Consider the following 12,047-nt stretch of genomic DNA (forward strand, 5'->3'; position numbering starts at 1 on the left):
TTCATGCAACAGGACCGTTCGGCATACTTCGAAATGGGTTACTCCGATGATTTCGGAATCACCGGTTTGGCGGAGCAGTTGTGCTCCCGCCCCGCTGTAGACCTCCCCGCTGCACTCACAGCAGTCGGCGACCTCGCGGATGGTTCCGACGGAGAGGAAGCCGTGGAACTTGGGGAGGATGCCCGGCGTCTGCTGGACGGCCTGTTGCCGGAGGAGGTTCTTCACACGGTGTGGCTGGCTGCAGTTGGCAGGGTTTTCGACCCGGCCGACCACGGCATGGACACCCGTGCCTGGCTGCGGGCGGTGTCGGATGTAGCAACGAACCGACTCCGTCGAAACAGGCGCTCTTACGCTCCGCCTCCGGTTCGGCCAGTGCGGGACGAGGCCCTGTGCAGGGAAATCGTGGCCGAGGTGCGCGGGTTGAGCGCGGATCTGGTCCGTGCCTCCTTCGCATCGGATCTCGCTGCGCATCTCGAGCAGGTGATCGTGCTCGCCGACGCCGATGTCGGCTTTCGGTTCTTCCTGAGAGCCTTGAAAACACACGCCGTGTGTGTCTCGAAGGAGCGTTACGACAGGTTTCTCGGCCTTGGCGAGAGGCTCGGGTACCCGGTCGCGGTAGTCCGGGATGGTCTCACCGTCGACTGGCCGCCGATCGACACCACGCACCGTCAAACGTCGTGGGACTTCGGGTTCTCGCGGCTCGCCGGAAGTGCTCATCAGGACTGGCGTCCTGATGCAGCTGTGGACGAGGTCCACATGGTGGCTTACACGGACGAACCCCGTCAGCCTCCGGGGACGACGGCCGCTCTGCTGCTGGAGGATGCGCTCCGGCTGTTGCGCTCCCCGCTGTCCGACAACGCGATCACCGCGCTGTGGATTGCCGTATCGGACGCGGCACTTCGCATCGACGGACGTGACTGGTTGCGCCTGATCGCGACCGTGTGCGAAGAACGGCTGCGGGAAGTCGCCCCCGCGTACACCCCTGTGACCCCGCCCGCTCGGACAGAACTGACGGGTACGGTGCTGGCGGAGCTGAGGGAGGTCGCGCTCACAGTGGGAGACAAGGCCATCAGTCCCCACTGGCAACCACTCCCAGCGGTGGACGCCATGACCGCACTGGAACAGGTCATCGAACGGGTCGATCCGGATCTCGGGTTCCGGCTCTTCCTGCGAGTGATGTGGACACTGTGCGTGCGGATCACACGAGAGCAGTACCAGCGGTACGAGGCGATCGGTGAGCGGTTCGGATACGGCGAGTACCACGTCAATAACGTTGAGGACCTCGTCGAATAGACGGTTGCGAACGGCCGGATCCCGTGTGGTTGCGGGACCCGGCCGTTTTGTTCTCGGCTAAGGACTGTCCCGTAAATGATCTTCGAGCTGTCTCGGGCGTGGTTGGCCGTCGTGCGGGCCGCTCGTCTATCCGGCGAGGGCGAGGTTGTGTATCCGGGCGATGCCGAGCATGGCGTGGTGGACGCCATCGCCTTTGAGGCGGCAGTCGCGGAGGATCTTCCAGGTCTTCATGCGGGCGAAGACGTGCTCGACGCGGGCGCGGACCTGCTTGTGGGACTTGTTGTGTGCTTCCTTCCAGTCCGGAAGGTCTTCGCCCTTGCGCCGGCGGTGGGGCATGACGAGCCCGGTCCCGGGATAGCCGCCGTCGGCGATCGTCATGGTCTTGCCGACAGCGGCTTTGGCGCCGGATTCCTCCCACGCCTTGCAGTCGTTGCGGTTTCCGGCGAGAGGCCGGCCCACCACGACGACCAGGCGGGTGTCGGCGTCGATGACGACCTGATGGTTGGTCGAGTACCGGTAGTTCTTGGACTGCTCCGCGACCGTGTGGTCCCGGGTGGGGACCAGGGTGCCGTCCACGATGAGCACGGTGTCCTTGGCGAACCGCTTGCGGGGCTGGAGCGCGAGCATCGGCCCGAGGTGGTCGATGATGCGGTCGGCTGCCGACTTGGACACCCCGAAGAGCGGGGCGAGCTGGCGCATCGTCAAGTTCGTGCGCCAGTACGCCGCGACCAGCAGAGCCCGGTCCTCCAGCGGGAGGCTCCACGGCCGGCCCTTGCGGACCGCATCCGCACCTTCGCGCCGCAGTACGGTCACCAGCTTGCCGAACAGGCGGGGGCTCAGCCCGGTGAACGGGGCTATCCAGGACGGCTCCGACGCCGTGATCACACCAGACACATCAAGATCATCTCACCCGTGACCAGCAGTTACGGGACAGCCCTTAGGCCTTGAGGGAGCTGATGAATGTGTCCCAGACGGGTGTTGGGACGGTGAGCATCGGGCCGCCGGGGTTTTTGCTGTCGCGGATCGGGACGATGCCGGGGAGGTCGTCGGCGACCTCGACGCAGTTGCCGCCGTTGGTGCTGCTGTAACTGCTCCGGCGCCAGCGGGCCTTGGGCAACATCATGCGGTCCTCCGTCGTTGGCGGTGCCTAGGACTTGAGGGAGCGGATGAACGTGTCCCAGGCGAGGGTTGGGACAGTGAGTGCGGGGCCGTGAGGGTTCTTGCTGTCGCGGATGGGGACAACACCAGGGAAGTCCTCACTGATCTCGACGCAGGCTCCCCCGTTGGCGTTGCTGTAGCTGCTCCGGCGCCAGTGGGCGGAGTTCAGCTCGGGGGTGTAGCGCATTTTTCGTAGTCCTCCATCGCCTGTTGGATCAACTCCGCTGAGTCTTCCGGAGGGAGAGCCTTGGAACGGAGTACTTCGTACCGTCGTCGCCACTTCTTCACCGAGTCCCGGTCCTCGTACAGGCGGCCGACCTCAATGCCCTCTTCGTAGGCCACAGTAGAGCTGTTGGGAAGAGCCAGCAGGTGCAGGGCGCCCCCCATCAGGTAGTACGCACCGGCGCGGAAGGGCATGACCTGAACCTTGCTCTCCGCAGTATCCACGTGTTCAAGCAGCCGAGCCAGTTGGTTGAACATGCACTCCGCACCGCCCAACGGCCGCCTGAGGACTGCCTCGTCGATGATCGCCCAGCGCAACGGAGGGTTCGTCGACCGGAGGAGATCCTGTCGGGACAAGCGGGCGTTGACGAGTTCCTCCACCTTCTCCGAAGTCAGCTCCTCTTGGAGCCGGAACTGTGCGGTGCTGTACTCCCGGGTCTGCAACAGCCCAGGGAAGACCTGCGGGTCGTACGTTTCGATCCCCTCCGCCCTTGCCTCGAAGTCCATGAACCGCCGGTACTGGTCCGGGTGCGCCTCACGCTTCGCCAGCTCGTACAGGTCGCAGTACTTGTTCCCCGTCCCGAACGCCGCGTCCAGGTGCGCCGGCAGATCCGGCGGCGGCATCAACTCCGCCGTCTCCACCCGCGCGAGCGTGCTCTTGCTCGATGCGACGATCCCCGCGAGCTGCACCAGCGACAGCCCGGCGAGCTCGCGGTCCTTCCTCATCTCCGCTCCGAAGTAGTGCCGAGCGGAGAGAAAAGGAGTCAACGCCTGTGGCAGGAACGTCATTGTTCGAACCCTCTCTTTCGCCGGTGTCCCATTCCCAACGACGGGACCGGAAAGCCCGGTTGGAGTTTCCGTCGGACAGCAATGATGGTGGCACAGAAGGTGATCCCGCGAAGGAAAGAGAGAAAAGAACGTGCGAGATTCGAGCGGACGTCCGATGCGGCTCCTGCCGTGGACCTCGGACACGGGCATGCCGTGTTACCTCAGCACCGACAACCCGGAGAGCAGGATGAGCCGGCTCGCGGACAAGGTGGAGGACGAACTCCTGGCCTCCGCAAGGGACGTACTGGGCCACGCGAAGGACCTGCTGCGTGGACCGACGCCGAGGCACAGGGAGTTGGCGTTCACCGGGGTGCAGCTCGCCGCCGCGTTGGAGGATGCGCTGAGGATCGCGAAGAGCCGTGGGGTACGGCTGTCGCCGGAGGAATAGCAGAATCGTTGGCCAGAGATTCTGGCGCACGGAAAGAAACGCACAGGGCGCCCCCTCGATATCCACCGAGTGAGCGCCCCGCGTACTGCGACAAGACCTTTACGGCAGCGCCAGCATCTGTTCCAGCGCGACCTTCGCGAACTTCTCGGTCTCCTTGTCGACGGAGATCTGATTGATCAGTTTCCCGGCGGCGAGGGATTCCAGCGTCCACACGAGGTGCGGCAGATCGATCCGGTTCATGGTCGAGCAGAAGCACACCGTCTTGTCGAGGAAGACGATCTCCTTGCCCTCGGGCGCGAACCGGTTGGCGAGCCGCCGGACGAGATTCAGCTCCGTACCGATGGCCCACTTGGAACCGGCCGGAGCGGCCTCCAGCGCCTTGATGATGTACTCGGTCGACCCGACGTAGTCCGCCGCCGCCACGACCTCGTTCTTGCACTCGGGGTGGACGAGCACATTCACGCCGGGTATCCGCGCCCGCACATCCTCCACGGACTCCAGAGAGAAGCGCCCGTGCACGGAGCAGTGCCCCCGCCAGAGGATCATCTTCGCGTCGCGGAGCTGCTCGGCGGTGAGGCCGCCGTTGGGCTTGTGCGGGTTGTAGACGACACAGTCGTCGAGGGACATCCCGAGGTCCCGCACCGCGGTGTTGCGCCCGAGGTGCTGGTCGGGCAGGAAGAGCACCTTGGAGCCCTGCTCGAAGGCCCACTCCAGCGCGCGCTGGGCATTGGACGACGTACAGATCGTCCCGCCGTGCCGCCCGGTGAACGCCTTGATGTCGGCGGACGAGTTCATGTAGGCGACGGGCACGACCTGCTCGGCGACACCGGCCTCGGTGAGCACGTCCCAGCACTCGGCGACCTGCTCCGCCGTAGCCATGTCGGCCATGGAGCACCCGGCGGCAAGGTCGGGAAGGACGACCTTCTGGTCGCCGGACGTGAGGATGTCCGCGGACTCGGCCATGAAGTGGACGCCGCAGAACACGATGTACTCGGCTTCAGGCCGGGCGGCGGCGTCCCGCGCGAGCTTGAAGGAGTCGCCCGTGACGTCGGCGAACTGGATGACCTCGTCGCGCTGGTAGTGGTGGCCGAGGACGAACACCTTGTCGCCGAGCTTCTCCTTGGCGGCGCGGGCCCGCTCGATCAGGTCGGGGTCGGACGGCGAGGGCAGGTCGCCGGGACACTCGACGCCCCGCTCGCTCCGGGTATCGGCCTCACGGCCGAGCAGCAACAGGGCGAGCGGAGTCGGCTGTACGTCGAGCTCCGTGGTCTGGGCGGTGGTCACGTCACGCACCCTTTCTACTTTTCGTCGATCTGACGTTATCTATGATAACGCGATTAGTGTCACCTTGACGATGGTCATAGCGTCGATGTGACGTGAATCCCTGCGGCCATCCGGGATCCACGTACGGCATCTCGTTCGTGTGCCTTCGGGTGGCGGACTCCGTCGAGTCGCAGCCGTGGCGTCGGGTGCGCTCTGTCCACGGCATGCTGCGCCACTCCGGGGAGTGCCCGTCGAGGGGGAGCTGGCCGTCGCTGATGGCCCTGTTGTGGTCAGTGATGGGGAAGTAGCGAATCACGTGGGGCCGCGTGCGACTGATAGTGCCGCCGCGCAGGTTCTCGATTAGCCTAAGAGGTTGTCTCATGTGGCGTGATGTTCGTGCGGCATGATGTCGGTCGTGACTGCCGATCTGTCGAAGCGGCTGGTTCCTGATGAACTCTGGGAGCTGGTCGCCCCGTTGCTGCCGTCGTTCGTCGCTCGACCGCAGGGAGGCGGGACCGCTCCGCGTGATGAGCGGGCCGTGTTCACGGCGGTGGTGTACGTACTGACCAGCGGGTGTGCCTGGCGGCACCTGCCGCCGACGTTCGGTACGTCCCCGGCGACAGCGCACCGCCGGTTCACGGCCTGGACCGAAGCCGGCCTGTGGCGCCGGCTGCACCGGGCCGTGCTCGACCGACTCGGCGCCAGGGGTGAGCTGGACTGGACCTCGGCGATCATCGACGCGGCCTCCGTCCGTGCGAAAAGGGGGGATCACTGACCGGGCCGAACCCGGTCGACCGCGGCAAGAAGGGCAGCAAACTGCACGTCCTGTCCGACGCCCAGGGCATCCCGCTCGCCCTCGCGGTGTCCGGCGCGAACCTCCACGACAGCCAGGCGTTCAAGCCGCTGATCCGGGCGATACCCGCCGTCCGCTCGCGGCGCGGACCACGAAGACGACGTCCCGTCAAGATCCGCGCGGACAAGGCGTACTTCTCCGCCGACCACCTGGCCTGGCTCCGTGAACGGGGCCTGGTCCCGCGCATCGCACGTCCGGGCATCGAGTCCGGCGAGCGACTCGGCCGGCACCGCTGGAAGATCGAACGGTCCATCGCCTGGCTGCTCGGCTACCGCCGCCTCACCGTGCGATACGAGCGGAAGGGATCGCACTTCCTCGCCTTCCTCGGCCTCGCAGCCGCCCTGACCTGCTACAAGAAGCTCGCGAAACTCACCACGTGAGACAACCTCTAAGGTTTTGGGTGCCAGGAGGTGGGGGGGCTCGTGAGTAAGCAAGGTAAACGTCACTCGCACGTAGTTGGGCGCGGCCCGGGCGCAATTACTTCAGACGGTTGTCCAGTCGCGCTATGGGCGACGTTGCCCGCAGGTGACATACCCTCGATCATCGAGCCTGCGCTCCCGCCCGGTGCCAGTGTTCTCGATCTCGGAGCAGGCGCCGGCCGCCTGACGCATCCGCTTGTAGTAGCCGGTCATCATGTGACGGCAGTCGACGAGTCGACAGAAATGCTCTCCCGTATCCGTCAGGCTGAGACGATCTGCTCAACGATTGAGGAGCTACACCTTGATCGAAAGTTTGACGTCGTACTGCTCGCATCGCACCTGGTGAATGTGCCCGACACTGCGGCGCGTGACGGGATTCTTGCAGCGTGCCGTCGCCACGTTGCAGAAGACGGCATTGTGCTTATTCAGCGCTTCACCCGCAAATGGATGCAGGAGGCCGCTGGCTCCAAATGCTTGGGTGCGGGAATCGAAAGTGAGACAACAGTAGAACCGAAGAACGATGCAGAACAAGACTTGGTCTCGGTAGTGGCCAAATACTCAATTGGAGACCAGCGCTGGGAGCAGGCGTACGTTACGTGCCTCTTGGACGATGACGCTCTGAACGCTGATTTGCACCGGGCGCGGCTTCAGTTGGATCGCTGGCCTCGATTCGTCAGTGGTGATCGCTGCCTGCTGAGGCGGTGAGTTCGCCCCGTTTGTTCCGCTGGTGGGCGGGTGGGGTCGTCGCGTGTCGCCGCGGCTGCGCCGGGTTCCACGGGCCCGGAGACTGCGGGTGTTCTCCTTCCTATGCTCGACGGGGCGGGTTCGTGCTGGTCAGGTGACCTGGGGCAGGCGGGTGAGCCGGTTCCAGGCGAGGGCGAACGCGGTCGACCAGGGCCAGGACGCGTCGAGGCGGAGGCGGCGGACGCGAGCGTGTCGGGCGAGACGGCCGGCCTGGTGGTAGATCCGCATCCGCATGGTCTGGGGCTCGGCGTCGGCCAGGCCCTCCTGGTCGTGGAGGGCGAGGAGGCGGAGCCAGGCGTCGAGGTCGGCCGCGATGTTCGCGGCCAGCATCCAACTCCTGTTCCCCGTCCAGGATTTGGCGGGCAGATTGTGCAGGCCCATGGCCTTGTTCGTGCGGACGCGGTCCTCGACGACGGCGTGGTGCCGGTGCAGGGCATCGATCCACTGGATCTGGTGCGAGCCCGCGATGCCCCAGAGTCTGGTGATGTTGGTCGCGACGATCGAGTACTTCCAGCCGGTCTTCTTCTCGAGGTCGGTGAGGTTCTCGGTGTGCCGGCCCGACGGGCGGACGCGGCGGACGATCAGTCGCATGCCGTCCAGCCAGCCCTCCCGCCGGTTGAGTCCGGTCAGCTCCGCGACCTGGCTGTGATCGTCGTCGTGGAGGTCACCGTCCTGCTTCAGGCTGGACTCCCAGGCTCGTTCGGGGAGTTCGGCGATGGCGGCCTCGTCCGCGGCGGTGATCTTCCAGCCGGTGGTGAAGCGGACCCGGCGCCGGGTGGTGGTCAGCTTCTCCATGTGTTCGTGCAGATCGTGGGTGGCGCCGGCCCCGTCCAGCCGGACGAGGATCTTCGCGCTGGAGGAGTGGGGGATCTGGGCGAGGGCCTCGTCCAGGACGGTGATGTGGTCCGTCGCGGTGTTCGAGCCCGCGCCACCGGTGCGCAGCAGCATGGCCAGGCACTCCTGCGTGTTCGCGCACCACGCCGCCAGCGGATGGAACCCGAACGTACGCTTGAACGTGGCCGAGGCTCCTTCTTTCTTGGAGGCTGCGGTGATGATCGTGGCGTCGATGTCGACGATCACCCACCGGTGGAGGTGTTTTCCGGCGACGGTCAGCCAGGGGAAGCCGCCCGGTCGCAGAGCCAGCCAGGTCCACACGATCTGGCGCACCGCCGCGCGGGCCCGGGCCACAGCGGCGAACGTAGTGTCGTCGAGGCCGGCCAGCAGCCGACGAATCGTCGAGTCCGAGGCCGAAAGACCGAACACGTGACGCTGGTGAAGGGCGAGTTGCTCGGCCTCAAGAACGCTGCGGGCCCCGAGCACGATGGATATCGCGAGGTGCACGAACACCACACCCCGGTTCCGCCAACCGCTCCCGCCCACGGGAAACACTCTGGCCAAAGCGGTAACCAGTCCACTTCGGTCTGCCAGACGACGCAGCAGGACGGCTCCGCTGTGACCGACGATGCCCTTGCCGTCAGCCCCGACCCGCAGGCCGTGGTCCCACGCGGTAGTGTTCCGCACCAGAAAGGTGTCCTGACTTCTGCACCGGATATGACCTAGACACTCACATCCTTGCAGGTCACGGGCGCCTTTCTGCTGTCAGGCCGTCACCTCACCCAATTCCACTGAACAGCCGAGGCTGGCTGAGCGAAGACGGGAGATGGGTGGTCGCGAAGCCTTCTCATCTGTAACGCCTCTGCGTATTCGCTTGGGCCTCACGGACCCCAAGGGTTCCGCAGGTGCCGTTGACACGCTCACATCGGACTGTATCCGCTGGGCGCCGCGCTACTGCGGGACGCCATGACCGCGTGCGAGCGGATGTCGCCGGCCGGCTTCGACCGGTTCTTCCCCGCCCAGGACCTGCTGCCGACCAAAGCGTCCGGCAACGGCCGCTTCGGCAGCCTGATCGACCTGCCCCTCAACAGCACCTGCCGCGAACGCGGCGCCACCCTCTTCTGCGACCCGGCAACCTGGACGCCCTACCCGGACCACTTCGCCCACCTCGCCCAGGTTCAGCCGCTGGGTCCCAGCGGCGTCGAGGCGCTCGTGAACGAACTGCAGCCGATCACGGTCGGCCGGACGACCACCCTCAAGGCGACGCCGTTCGGGACACCCCGGTTCGTGATGTGCTTCGACGCGAGCCGACGAGGTGACCAAGCCGATCGGCTCGGCCGGCGGCGAGCTGCGGGTCGAGGATGGCCTGCCCACCCACGAGCCGATCACGGCGCGCTTCGCCAAAGCCGTCGATGAGATGACCCGACATCCCACTGGTGTCCTGGTGGCTCCACCGGGCGAAGTCCGCTCCTGGGCCCGCAGGAACGGCCATCCCGTTCCTGACCGAGGACGCCTCCGCGCCGACATCTGGGCCGCCTGGCACGCAGCCCATCAGACCTGTTTCGGCACCCAGGCAGAGCGCATACCCCCCGCCGAGGCATTTTCCGTGCCGCGACGCATGTGCGAGCATGAAGAAGAAAAGCCAGACCCGGAATGAATCCGGGACCCCGTCGGTTGCAACCGTCGGCAAGCAGTCTCCGTACAACCCGGGAGAGATGTAGATGTCCGTATCGGACGAGACCAGCACCGCCACCGACGGCATCATCCTGAGTGACGCCGCCGCGGCCAAGGTGAAGGCCCTGCTCGACCAGGAAGGCCGGGAAGACCTCGCGCTGCGCGTCGCCGTCCAGCCCGGTGGCTGCTCGGGCCTGCGCTACCAGCTCTTCTTCGACGAGCGCTCGCTCGACGGCGACGTGGTCAAGGACTTCGGCGGCGTCAAGGTCGTCACCGACCGCATGAGCGCCCCGTACCTGGGCGGCGCGTCCATCGACTTCGTCGACACCATCGAGAAGCAGGGCTTCACGATCGACAACCCCAACGCGACGGGTTCCTGCGCCTGCGGCGACTCGTTCAACTAAGCGGTACGAAAATGGCGGCACCCCCTGTGGAAGGGGGCGCCGCCATTTTTCTGTACGCGTTTACTGCACCGTTTCCGGCAAGCGGGCCCCGGGCTTCACGATCGGCAGCGCGGCGCCGTCCGAGCCGACGACCTTCCGCTCACCCAGCGGCTTCTTCAGCGTGACCGTCCGGTCGTACTCCTTGGCGATCATGATGCAGACCTTGTCCTGCCACGGCGTCTCCGTCACGGTGACGGTCACCTGCGCGTCCGTCTCCTGCGCGCTCACGCTGTAGTCCCCGCACACCCCGCCCGTGAACCGCACGGTCAGCTCGTTCCCGTCGGCGGTGTATCCGTCGACTTTTACATTCCGGGGAATCGACTTTCCCGGCGAGGACGGTGCCGGAGTGGCCTCCCCGGCAAGGTACTTGGGGTCGACCGCCGGGTAGCTCACGACGTACGGCGTCGCGGCGTCCACGGTGAACAGCCAGGACGGTACGAGGAGTTGCTTGCCCTGCGAGGTGTGCGCGGCGAGCCCGAACGTCGCGTCCGACACCTTCGCGACCGACTGCTTCGGCCCCTCGGTCGTCGTTCCCTTCCGGCACGGCTGCTCCAGCCGGTCCTTCAGCGGCATGGGCGTCGCGCAGCCGCCGATGCCCATCCGATGCGTGTTCCCCTGGGCCGCGTTGAGGAGTTCCAGCGTCCGCGTGGCGCTCAACACCGGGTAGTCCGCACCCTTTTCCGGCGCCTCCAACTGCCCTGTGCCGCTGACGACTTCACCCTGACCGTTCACGGTGATCCCGGTCGTCCACCCGTTCGTGGGCAGCTTCCCCAGCACCGGGTCCGCGTTGACGACGCGCTGCGCGCCGGCGGTCTGACTGGCGTCCACCTTCGCGTCGTCCAGGCCGACGGCCTTGAGCACCGGCTCGGCGGCGTCCTTGGCCTTCGCCTCGCTGACGGGGTCGGTCGTGGTGTCCGGCTTCGCGCAGGTGGTGATGCCGGTGCAGTTGTCCGTGCCGGGGGCGTACCGGATGTAGGTCCACATGCCGGGGGCGGTGCGGTTGACGCGGAGGACGGGGCCGGTGCCGTCCTGACCGGCGCCGATCCGCCAGGCGGGGCCCTCCACGACCGGGGTCCCTTCGACGCCGAGCGCCTTCGCGAGCCGCGTGACCTCCGACTGGTCCACATCGCCGGTCGCCCAGTAGACGGGCGCGGACGTCGGGCCGTCGGGGAGGGTGCCGGTCGCCTGGTAGGTCGTCCCGTACGGGTTCGGCTCGCCGGGCGCGATGCCGTTGCCGCTGCCGGTGGAGGGCGCGGTGTACCCGTCCAGCGAGAGGTTCGGCGGGGGAGCGTCGCCGCTGTCGGAGTCACTCTGTGCAGGGACCCCGGCCGCCTTCTCCCCGTCCGACCCGGCAGACGCGTTCGAGGCGACGAGGGCACCACCAGCGCCGACGAGCAGAACGGCGGCGGCAGCGATGGAGATGATCAGCGCAGAGGGCCGGCGCTTACGGGGGGTGCCGATGATGTGCACGTCACCATCACCGGGCACCTCCTCGACGGGCCCCAGACGCCGGATACGCCCGGTGTCCTCGACCACGACATCGTCGTCCGGGGTGGCGGCGCGAGCTTCCTCGCCCGGGGCCTCCTCCGCGCGAGCCTCCTCGCCGGGGGCCTCCTCGACCGGGCCGGGTTTGTGGAGGGGGCCGGGGTCCTCGTCGGCCGACTCCTCACCGGCGCTCGCCTCAGCGGCGTCCGGCGCGCTCTCGTCGTCCCCGGCCTTGGTGAGCGACGTCGTCCTGTCGTCCGCTTCCGGCTGCCCGGCGTCGAACTTCTCGACCTCAGCCCCGGCCTTCGTCTCGTCCGCCTCGGTCTCCGCCTTCGCCGTCGTCTTCTCCGGCGTCGGTGACGCGGTGCCGTCGTGGTCGGGTCGCTCGGTGTTCACCGCATCGCTCCTTTTGCTGCGCAACTGTTCCGTGGGGGCGGCAGGCG

The 12,047-nt window shown here is 66.8% G+C and carries 14 protein-coding genes; 7 read left to right on the top strand and 7 right to left on the bottom strand.

The genetic code is table 11. The features are described from left to right. Positions 1–3 precede the first annotated feature (3 nt). Positions 4–1,293, top strand: coding sequence for a hypothetical protein (locus J8M50_RS12955; RefSeq protein WP_010360683.1), 1,290 nt, complete (start codon positions 4–6; stop codon positions 1,291–1,293). 126 nt (positions 1,294–1,419) lie between these two features. Here J8M50_RS12955 and J8M50_RS12960 read toward each other — a convergent pair whose 3' ends face one another. From J8M50_RS12960 to J8M50_RS12975, 4 genes are read right to left on the bottom strand one after another with little or no spacing between them, the layout of a single operon-like run. Beyond that, complete coding sequence (locus J8M50_RS12960; RefSeq protein WP_029183378.1) at positions 1,420–2,187, bottom strand: IS5/IS1182 family transposase; 768 nt, start codon at positions 2,185–2,187, stop codon at positions 1,420–1,422. Positions 2,188–2,230: 43 nt separating this feature from the next. After that, positions 2,231–2,416: a DUF397 domain-containing protein gene (locus tag J8M50_RS12965; RefSeq protein ID WP_010358155.1), complete on the bottom strand. Its 186-nt coding sequence runs from the start codon at positions 2,414–2,416 to the stop codon at positions 2,231–2,233. 24 nt (positions 2,417–2,440) lie between these two features. Beyond that, positions 2,441–2,638 (bottom strand): DUF397 domain-containing protein, encoded by a 198-nt coding sequence (locus J8M50_RS12970; RefSeq protein WP_010358154.1) that lies wholly within the window; start codon positions 2,636–2,638, stop codon positions 2,441–2,443. Then, entirely contained in the window at positions 2,617–3,462 is an 846-nt protein-coding gene (locus J8M50_RS12975; protein WP_010358153.1) for a helix-turn-helix domain-containing protein, read from the bottom strand. Before J8M50_RS12975 ends, J8M50_RS12970 begins: the two co-directional genes overlap by 22 nt. 130 nt (positions 3,463–3,592) lie before the next feature. On the opposite strand from J8M50_RS12975, the gene J8M50_RS12980 reads away from it, so the two are divergent. Next, a complete protein-coding gene (locus tag J8M50_RS12980; protein ID WP_223786205.1) occupies positions 3,593–3,889 on the top strand; it encodes a hypothetical protein in 297 nt (98 codons plus the stop codon). A gap of 99 nt (positions 3,890–3,988) precedes the next feature. Here J8M50_RS12980 and nadA read toward each other — a convergent pair whose 3' ends face one another. Next, on the bottom strand, positions 3,989–5,173 hold the full coding sequence (nadA, locus tag J8M50_RS12985) for a quinolinate synthase NadA (protein WP_010358151.1): 1,185 nt from the start codon (positions 5,171–5,173) through the stop codon (positions 3,989–3,991). A gap of 385 nt (positions 5,174–5,558) precedes the next feature. Between nadA and J8M50_RS12990 the strand changes: the two genes are divergently transcribed. Then, positions 5,559–6,385 (top strand): IS5 family transposase gene (locus tag J8M50_RS12990; protein WP_370516800.1). Its coding sequence is split into 2 segments (ribosomal slippage): positions 5,559–5,915 and positions 5,918–6,385, totalling 825 coding nucleotides; the frame shifts between segments, so codons are not numbered across the junction. A 42-nt stretch (positions 6,386–6,427) separates the two neighbouring features. Then, a complete protein-coding gene (locus tag J8M50_RS12995; RefSeq protein WP_010352690.1) occupies positions 6,428–7,129 on the top strand; it encodes a class I SAM-dependent methyltransferase in 702 nt (233 codons plus the stop codon). Positions 7,130–7,258: 129 nt separating this feature from the next. On the opposite strand, the gene J8M50_RS13000 is transcribed toward J8M50_RS12995, so the two are convergent. Then, the gene (locus tag J8M50_RS13000; RefSeq protein ID WP_223786206.1) at positions 7,259–8,689 is read right to left on the bottom strand and encodes an IS1380 family transposase; all 1,431 of its coding nucleotides are present in this window, start codon (positions 8,687–8,689) and stop codon (positions 7,259–7,261) included. Positions 8,690–8,941: 252 nt separating this feature from the next. Between J8M50_RS13000 and J8M50_RS13005 the strand changes: the two genes are divergently transcribed. The 3 genes from J8M50_RS13005 to J8M50_RS13010 all read left to right on the top strand — a co-directional run bounded on the left by J8M50_RS13005 (position 8,942) and on the right by J8M50_RS13010 (position 10,080). Next, entirely contained in the window at positions 8,942–9,418 is a 477-nt protein-coding gene (locus J8M50_RS13005; RefSeq protein ID WP_372462331.1) for a TOTE conflict system archaeo-eukaryotic primase domain-containing protein, read from the top strand. A 1-nt stretch (position 9,419) separates the two neighbouring features. Further along, complete coding sequence (locus J8M50_RS50390; RefSeq protein WP_078481172.1) at positions 9,420–9,659, top strand: Lsr2 family DNA-binding protein; 240 nt, start codon at positions 9,420–9,422, stop codon at positions 9,657–9,659. Positions 9,660–9,723: 64 nt separating this feature from the next. Beyond that, on the top strand, positions 9,724–10,080 hold the full coding sequence (locus tag J8M50_RS13010) for an iron-sulfur cluster assembly accessory protein (RefSeq protein WP_010357248.1): 357 nt from the start codon (positions 9,724–9,726) through the stop codon (positions 10,078–10,080). Between the two features lie 60 nt (positions 10,081–10,140). Here the strand turns inward: J8M50_RS13010 and J8M50_RS13015 are convergent, their stop codons facing one another. After that, positions 10,141–12,000, bottom strand: coding sequence for a prolipoprotein diacylglyceryl transferase (locus J8M50_RS13015; protein WP_010357247.1), 1,860 nt, complete (start codon positions 11,998–12,000; stop codon positions 10,141–10,143). Positions 12,001–12,047: the final 47 nt, after the last annotated feature.

The sequence above is a fragment of the Streptomyces acidiscabies genome, assembly GCF_020010905.1.
In the GTDB taxonomy this organism is placed as follows: domain Bacteria; phylum Actinomycetota; class Actinomycetes; order Streptomycetales; family Streptomycetaceae; genus Streptomyces; species Streptomyces acidiscabies.

What these genes read in the sequence shown, in the direction of transcription:
- J8M50_RS13010 (WP_010357248.1), top strand. Translation starts at nt 9,724, where the DNA reads ATGTCCGTATCGGACGAGACCAGCACCGCCACCGACGGCATCATCCTG.
- J8M50_RS12965 (WP_010358155.1), bottom strand. Translation starts at nt 2,416, where the DNA reads ATGATGTTGCCCAAGGCCCGCTGGCGCCGGAGCAGTTACAGCAGCACC.
- J8M50_RS50390 (WP_078481172.1), top strand. Translation starts at nt 9,420, where the DNA reads ATGACCCGACATCCCACTGGTGTCCTGGTGGCTCCACCGGGCGAAGTC.
- J8M50_RS12955 (WP_010360683.1), top strand. Translation starts at nt 4, where the DNA reads ATGCAACAGGACCGTTCGGCATACTTCGAAATGGGTTACTCCGATGAT.
- J8M50_RS12975 (WP_010358153.1), bottom strand. Translation starts at nt 3,462, where the DNA reads ATGACGTTCCTGCCACAGGCGTTGACTCCTTTTCTCTCCGCTCGGCAC.
- J8M50_RS12970 (WP_010358154.1), bottom strand. Translation starts at nt 2,638, where the DNA reads ATGCGCTACACCCCCGAGCTGAACTCCGCCCACTGGCGCCGGAGCAGC.